Origin of the sequence: Psychrobacillus sp. FSL H8-0487, from assembly GCF_038008385.1 — a bacterium.
Lineage (GTDB): Bacteria > Bacillota > Bacilli > Bacillales_A > Planococcaceae > Psychrobacillus > Psychrobacillus psychrotolerans.
Window position 1 is genome coordinate 3,806,807 of sequence record NZ_JBBOZA010000001.1, and the last position, 6,978, is coordinate 3,813,784.

The following is a 6,978-nucleotide window of genomic DNA, read 5'->3' on the forward strand; positions in this document are numbered from 1 at the left end:
ACTCTATACACAAAATATTCACGATTAAATTTATACCTTAAATGTTTCACGTGGAACGTTCCTCATTAAATAATTGGTGTTTTGTTTGGAATACCTGGTTTTCGAGGGTATCTTTTCGGTGTGCTTTTAGTTTTAGAAAAGACATACAACGTTCTTTCACTATTTTCTAATGGTAATAAAAAAGAATAATCTGATGTTTTTTCTGCACCTAATACGGATAAAGCTTTAGAAGCATCTTTTAGTTCTTCAGAAGCACTTGCTGCTTTCATCGCTATAAACTTCCCTCCAACTTTAACGAGAGGAAGACAGAGTTCAGATAACACAGAAAGTCTCGCAACAGCTCTAGCAGTTACTATATCAAAATTTTCTCTATATTCCTTATTTTGTCCAAAATCTTCTGCTCGAGAATGAACAAAGTGAACATTTTTTAACCCAAGTTCTTTACTAAGATGTGTTAAGAATTGAATTCGCTTATTTAAAGAGTCTACTATTGTAACACTTAAATTAGGAAAACAAATTTTCAAAGGAATACTAGGAAAACCTGCACCTGCTCCAACGTCACAAATTGAGTATTTTCCTGTGAAATCCTCATAAAAAGAAGCACTAATGGAATCGAAGAAATGCTTTAAATAAACAGAAGGCTCGTCCGTTATGGCAGTTAAGTTCATCTTCTCGTTCCATTCCACTAGTAACTTAAAATAAATTTGGAATTGTTCTACTTGAGTACTACTCAAATCTATTCCTTTTTCTTGAAGGGCTTTTACAAATTGTTCTTCGTTCATGTAGTTCTCCTTATCATTTTAGACTACCCAGAAATTTTCGCTATTTTTCCTTGTTCTATATATATAAGTAAAATAGATATATCTGCTGGATTTACTCCTGAAATTCGAGATGCTTGAGCAATCGACAATGGTCGGACTTGCATCAGTTTCTGTTTTGCCTCTGTAGCAATACCGTTAATAGCATTATAATCGATATTCTCAGGAATTTTTTTGTCTTCCATTTTTTTAAGTTTTTCTACTTGCTGAAGAGATTTATCGATATACCCTTCATACTTAACTTGTATCTCTACTTGTTCTTTTTCTTCTATAGATAATTCTACCTCAGAAGGTGACAATTGAGCTACTAAATCATAGTTCATTTCTGTTCGTTTTAAAAGATCTGCTGCACGAATTCCATCTTTCAATTCGCTACCAGCTACACTTTTTATCAAATCTTGAGTTACTTCATTTGGTTTTATCATTGTTGATCGTAAACGAACTAACTCATCTTCTACTCTTTTCTTTTTCTCTAAGAATTTACTATATCGTGATTCCGGAACTAATCCAATTTCATATCCAATTTCCAACAGTCTTAAATCAGCATTGTCATGACGAAGTAATAAACGATATTCTGCACGGGAAGTAAGTAAACGATATGGTTCATTAGTTCCTTTCGTTACTAAGTCATCAATTAATACACCGATATATGCATCTGATCTACTCAATACCTTTTCTTCTTTTTTAAGTGCACGTAAACCAGCATTTATTCCTGCCATTAAACCTTGACCTGCTGCTTCTTCATAACCAGAAGTACCGTTTATTTGACCCGCTGTATATAGATTTTTTACTTTTTTAGTTTCTAATGTTGGCCATAATTGAGTTGGTACCATTGCATCATACTCAATTGCGTATCCAGCTCGCATCATTTCTGCATTTTCAAGTCCTGGAACAGAGGCTAACAGCTGACGTTGTACATGTTCTGGAAGACTAGTAGATAACCCTTGAACATACACCTCTCGTGTATTTCTACCTTCTGGCTCTAAGAAAATTTGATGACGAGGCTTGTCGTTAAAGCGTACAACCTTATCTTCAATTGAAGGGCAATACCTTGGACCAGTTCCTTTAATCATACCAGAATACATCGGTGATAAATGTAAATTATCATTAATAATTTGATGCGTTACTTCACTTGTATAAGTTAACCAGCAAGGTAATTGATCCATGATAAATTCTGTCGTCTCAAAACTAAAAGCTCTTGGAACATCATCCCCAGGTTGGATTTCTGTTTTACTATAATCTATAGTTTTACTATTTACACGCGGTGGAGTACCTGTTTTGAAACGAACTAGATCAAAACCTAAGTCACGGATACTATCCGCTAATTTTATAGAAGGTTGCTGATTATTAGGTCCACTTGAGTACTTCAAGTCGCCTATAATAATTTCACCACGTAAGAAAGTCCCCGTCGTAATTACGACTGTTTCTGCACGGTAAACTGCTCCTACTTGTGTCACTAGACCAGCAATTTTGTCGTCTTCCACTAGTAATTCCTCTACTACAGCTTGATGAATTGTTAAGTTCTCTTGCTCTTCTAAAAGACGCTTCATCTCATTTTGGTAAAGTACTTTATCAGCTTGTGCACGTAATGCTCGAACAGCAGGTCCTTTCCCTGTATTAAGCATTCTCATTTGAATATGTGTTTTGTCTATAACTTTTCCCATGGCCCCGCCAAGTGCATCTATTTCACGCACAACAATTCCTTTTGCAGGTCCTCCGATCGATGGATTACAAGGCATAAATGCAATCATATCAAGATTTATTGTTAGAACTAAGGTTTTTGCACCCATTTTAGCAGCTGCTAAAGCCGCTTCCACACCTGCATGTCCTGCTCCAACAACAATCACATCGAACTTGCCCGCTTCAAACTTCGGCATGTTCGTAACTTCCTCTCGTCTCTTATTTTCCTAAACAGAATTGTGAGAACAGTTGATCAATCAAACTTTCTTCGACTGTATCCCCTGTTATTTCACCTAGTATTTCCCATGTTCTAGTAACATCTATTTGAATCATATCTACAGGCACATCATTCTGTGCCGCTTCTAACGCATCTGTAATAGTTGATTTTGCCAAAGTCAATAATGATATATGTCGAGCATTCGATACATATGTCAGATCACTGGCTTCAATTGTGCCCTCAAAGAACAAAGAGGCAATCGCTTCTTCTAATTCATTTACCCCTTGTTCCTCTAGTAAAGAAGTAGTAACAATACGTTTATGACCTGATAATTTTCTTACTTCATCTATCTCTATTTCGGTTGGTAAATCAGTTTTGTTTATAATAACGATATAGTCCATTCCTTCAATTGCTTCAAACAATCTTCTGTCTTCTATCGTTAACTTCTCAGCACTATTTAAAACAAGTAATATAAGATCTGCTTCTTTTAGTACCTGTCTAGACTTTTCTACGCCGATTCTTTCTACAATATCTTCTGTTTCTCGAATACCTGCAGTATCGACCAGTTTTAATGGGACGCCTCGTACATTAACGTACTCTTCTATAATATCCCTAGTTGTTCCTGCTATATCCGTCACAATTGCTTTATTTTCTTGTATTAAACTATTTAAAAGAGAAGACTTCCCTACATTCGGTCTACCTATAATCGCAGTAGATAATCCTTCTCGTAGTATTTTCCCCTGAGATGATGTCAAAAGTAGTTTGTCGATTTCTTCACTAACCCACGTACATTTATCTATCATTAATGGAAGTGTCATTTCCTCTACATCATCGTATTCTGGATAGTCGATATTTACTTCTACTTGCGCCAATGTTTCTAAGAGTGCTTGCCTCAATGTAGCAATAAGTCTAGATAATCGACCTTCCATTTGCCCTAATGCAACATTCATCGCTTTGTCTGTTTTTGCTCTTATTAAGTCCATTACAGCTTCAGCTTGTGAAAGATCAATTCTCCCATTTAAAAAAGCACGTTTGGTAAACTCACCCGGTTCTGCTAGTCGGGCACCATTTATTAAGGCTAGCTGAAGTACTCGATTAACAGAAACTAGTCCTCCATGGCAGTTTATCTCAATGACATCTTCTCTTGTAAATGTTTTGGGCCCTTTCATAAGGGACAGCATAACTTCCTCTACAACCTCACCATTTTTAGGATCAATTAGATGACCATAATGAATGGTATGAGAACTTTGTTCAAATAAACTTTTTCCGCTTGGTGAACGAAATATTTTATCTGCTATAGCTATTGCACTAGATCCGCTTAATCTCACTATAGCAATGGCACCTTCTCCCATTGGAGTTGAGATAGCAGTTATTGTATCAAATTCCACAAGTGTCCACCTCCTTACAAATCCTTACTTATCCACATGTGTATAAGTAAACCGAACAAGACTATCTAACATATAACAATACCATAAAACGACTAAAATCAGAAGTATAGATACTTTTTCATATGTGAACAAAAATACCTAAAGTTCGCTAATAGATAGCAAGACTCGAGATAAAATTATTTAATGCAATAAAAACGGATTTCAGTGTTTAACATAGCTGAAATCCGTTGGAATATTATATAATTGGTTCGATAACTAAATAACGATTTGGATCCGTTCCCACTGAATAGGTTTCAATATCCACTCGTACAGACAATGCATTATGAATTATTTTCCGTTCAAATGAGGACATTGGTTCAAATTCTACCTTACTACCAGTTCGAATAGCTTTGTCTGCCATTCTTTCTGCCAGTTGCTCCAATGATTCTTGTCTTCGTTCTCTGTAATCACCAACGTCTAACTTTATAATGATAAAAGAATTAGAAAATTTATTTGCAACTAATTGTGATAAGTTTTCTAATGCATTTAACGTTTGTCCACGCTTTCCAATTAATATAGCAGCTTTCTCACTATTTAAATGAAGATAGATAAACTTCCCGTCTCTTTTCTCATTAATAACTAGATCATTTATATTCATTTCTTTTGCAATCTCTTTTATATAACTTTTTGTTTCTTCCACTGCTTGTTCATTTGTAATTATTGGTACATCTTCCATAACCGATTCTTTTTTGACTGTCTCTTCTAATTCGGTTACTTCTTCAACCTTTTCTACTTCTTGTACTTTTACTTCTTTTATTTCTTGTTCTTTTTTCAAAACAGTTACTTCAACAACTGCAGGCTTTTTTCCAAATCCAAGAAAACCTTTTTTACCTGCTTCCACTAATATAATTGACACGTCATCTCTGGAAACGCCAAGCTTTTCCAGTGCAACCGTTATAGCTTCTTCTTTTGTAGGTGCAGTTTGTGTAATCTGATTCATTTTTTTGGTCCTCCCGTTTTAACAGGTTCTGTTTTTGGTCTGTTCCAAGGTTTGTAAATGAATAAATTTTGAATGATGGAAATAATATTTCCGATAACCCAATACAACGTCAAGGCAGCTGGTAAAACGACACCAAATCCCATAATCATAAATGGCATAATGTACATCATTAACTTCATTTGAGGATTATCCATTGCTGGACCTGTGCGTAAAACAATTAATTGCATAAGACCTGCCAAGATAGCTAGGAAAATACTTGGTTCCGCTAAAGCAAAGCCAATAAAATCTCCAAGATTAATTTCTGGTGTATTATTCATACGGCTAATGGCATGATAGAAACCGATCAATATCGGCATTTGAATGAATACCGGTAAACATCCAGCAGCAGGATTAACTCCTCTTTCTTTAAAGAGGGCCATCATCTCTTGCTGATACTTTTGCTGCGTTACAGCATCTTTCGAGCTATATTTTTCTTTTAGCTTTGTTAACTCGGGTTGGACTTCTTGCATATTTTTAGAGCTTTTCGTTTGTTTTATCATTAATGGTAGTAACACTAAACGAATAATTATTGTTACGGCAATAATACCCAAACCATATGTCCCTAATAATTCTTTAAAAAACGTTATAGATGATACTAATGGCCATACGATGTATTCATTCCAAAACCCTTCTGATTTATCATAGATTGGCTCATTGAACTCTGTACATCCTGCAAGCAAAGCAGTAGTTACTACTAATAATAGTACAAGTGATAAACGTTTATTCAACCTTCTTCCCCCTAATAAGTCTTATATATCTCTTCATTGTATTTTAACATTTCCTTGGAAAGTTACTACTTACTTTTCTTATTTAAAGCTTTAGCAACTTTTAAAACATGCTCTATACTTTTTTTAGTTTCATGAAAGTCTAATTTGGCCGCCGGATTTCTGGCGATAATAATATAGTCCATGTTTGGAAATACTTGATCATGTATTTCTAGGAAGGTTTGTCTAATATATCGTTTAATGCGGTTACGAACTACTGCATTCCCAACCTTTTTGCTGACTGATAATCCAACTCGGTAGTAGTCTTCTTCTTTATTTAAACAGTAAACAACAAATTGTCTATTCGCAAAAGACTTCCCCTTTTTAAAAATGGTTTGGAATTCTGCATTCTTTTTAATACGTTGTTTCTTATTCATGTTCTCACCAGCTCCAACTAATTCGTTTTAAAAGAAAAAAAAGACCACTGAAATGGTCAGTGGACTTATGCTGATAATACTTTTCTTCCTTTAGCACGACGGGCTGCAATAACGCGTCGACCGTTTTTAGTACTCATACGTGCGCGGAAACCGTGATTTTTGGCACGTTTACGTGTATTTGGTTGGAATGTACGTTTCATCTTATATGACACCTCCTGAGTGATCATCTTCAATCTTCGTAAGACAGTCTCCGATATTATATATAACTTCTAGTGGTTTTGTCAATGGCTTTCAATAATTAGCTAATGAACAAACTACAATTAGTTATCCACAATTCGCAAGGTATTAAATTATAGCACTGTGTGTAACAAATTTCCCTAAAAAATTATCCACAACACTTATGAACATATTCTGCACATATAATTGCGTTGTGGACAACTTATATTGTTAATAATTAAATAATTGTGGATAACCCTTAAATTTCTTGTAATCTCAATGATTTTTTGTTACGATATTTGTGTTTTACTTTTTCAAAAATTTTTCGTTCCTTTTTCTTATCCACAGTTGTTAGTAATCTGTGGATAAGTTTATTCCCATAACTTTATAACGTTTATCCACAGGCAGTGGATTTGTGTATATGTCGAATTTTGTAATACATATATTATTTTTTGAAAAAAAGTTTAACTAACAAATCCGCAGTAAAGGAGACTAGATAA

General features: G+C 34.8%; 7 protein-coding genes. All 7 read right to left on the bottom strand.

The features are described from left to right. Positions 1-65: 65 nt before the first annotated feature. Complete coding sequence (gene rsmG, locus MHI47_RS19495; protein ID WP_340764292.1) at positions 66-782, bottom strand: 16S rRNA (guanine(527)-N(7))-methyltransferase RsmG; 717 nt, start codon at positions 780-782, stop codon at positions 66-68. A 23-nt stretch (positions 783-805) separates the two neighbouring features. Further along, on the bottom strand, positions 806-2,695 hold the full coding sequence (gene mnmG / locus MHI47_RS19500; RefSeq protein ID WP_093538012.1) for a tRNA uridine-5-carboxymethylaminomethyl(34) synthesis enzyme MnmG: 1,890 nt from the start codon (positions 2,693-2,695) through the stop codon (positions 806-808). Between the two features lie 22 nt (positions 2,696-2,717). After that, on the bottom strand, positions 2,718-4,103 hold the full coding sequence (mnmE, locus tag MHI47_RS19505; RefSeq protein WP_340831961.1) for a tRNA uridine-5-carboxymethylaminomethyl(34) synthesis GTPase MnmE: 1,386 nt from the start codon (positions 4,101-4,103) through the stop codon (positions 2,718-2,720). A gap of 235 nt (positions 4,104-4,338) precedes the next feature. Beyond that, complete coding sequence (gene jag / locus MHI47_RS19510) at positions 4,339-5,082, bottom strand: RNA-binding cell elongation regulator Jag/EloR (protein ID WP_340831962.1); 744 nt, start codon at positions 5,080-5,082, stop codon at positions 4,339-4,341. Beyond that, entirely contained in the window at positions 5,079-5,849 is a 771-nt protein-coding gene (gene yidC, locus MHI47_RS19515) for a membrane protein insertase YidC (RefSeq protein WP_340764299.1), read from the bottom strand. Before yidC ends, jag begins: the two co-directional genes overlap by 4 nt. Positions 5,850-5,914: 65 nt before the next feature. Then, positions 5,915-6,262 (bottom strand): ribonuclease P protein component, encoded by a 348-nt coding sequence (gene rnpA / locus MHI47_RS19520; RefSeq protein ID WP_093538016.1) that lies wholly within the window; start codon positions 6,260-6,262, stop codon positions 5,915-5,917. A 65-nt stretch (positions 6,263-6,327) separates the two neighbouring features. Then, positions 6,328-6,462 (bottom strand): 50S ribosomal protein L34, encoded by a 135-nt coding sequence (rpmH, locus tag MHI47_RS19525; protein WP_090567297.1) that lies wholly within the window; start codon positions 6,460-6,462, stop codon positions 6,328-6,330. Between the last annotated feature and the right edge of the window lie 516 nt (positions 6,463-6,978).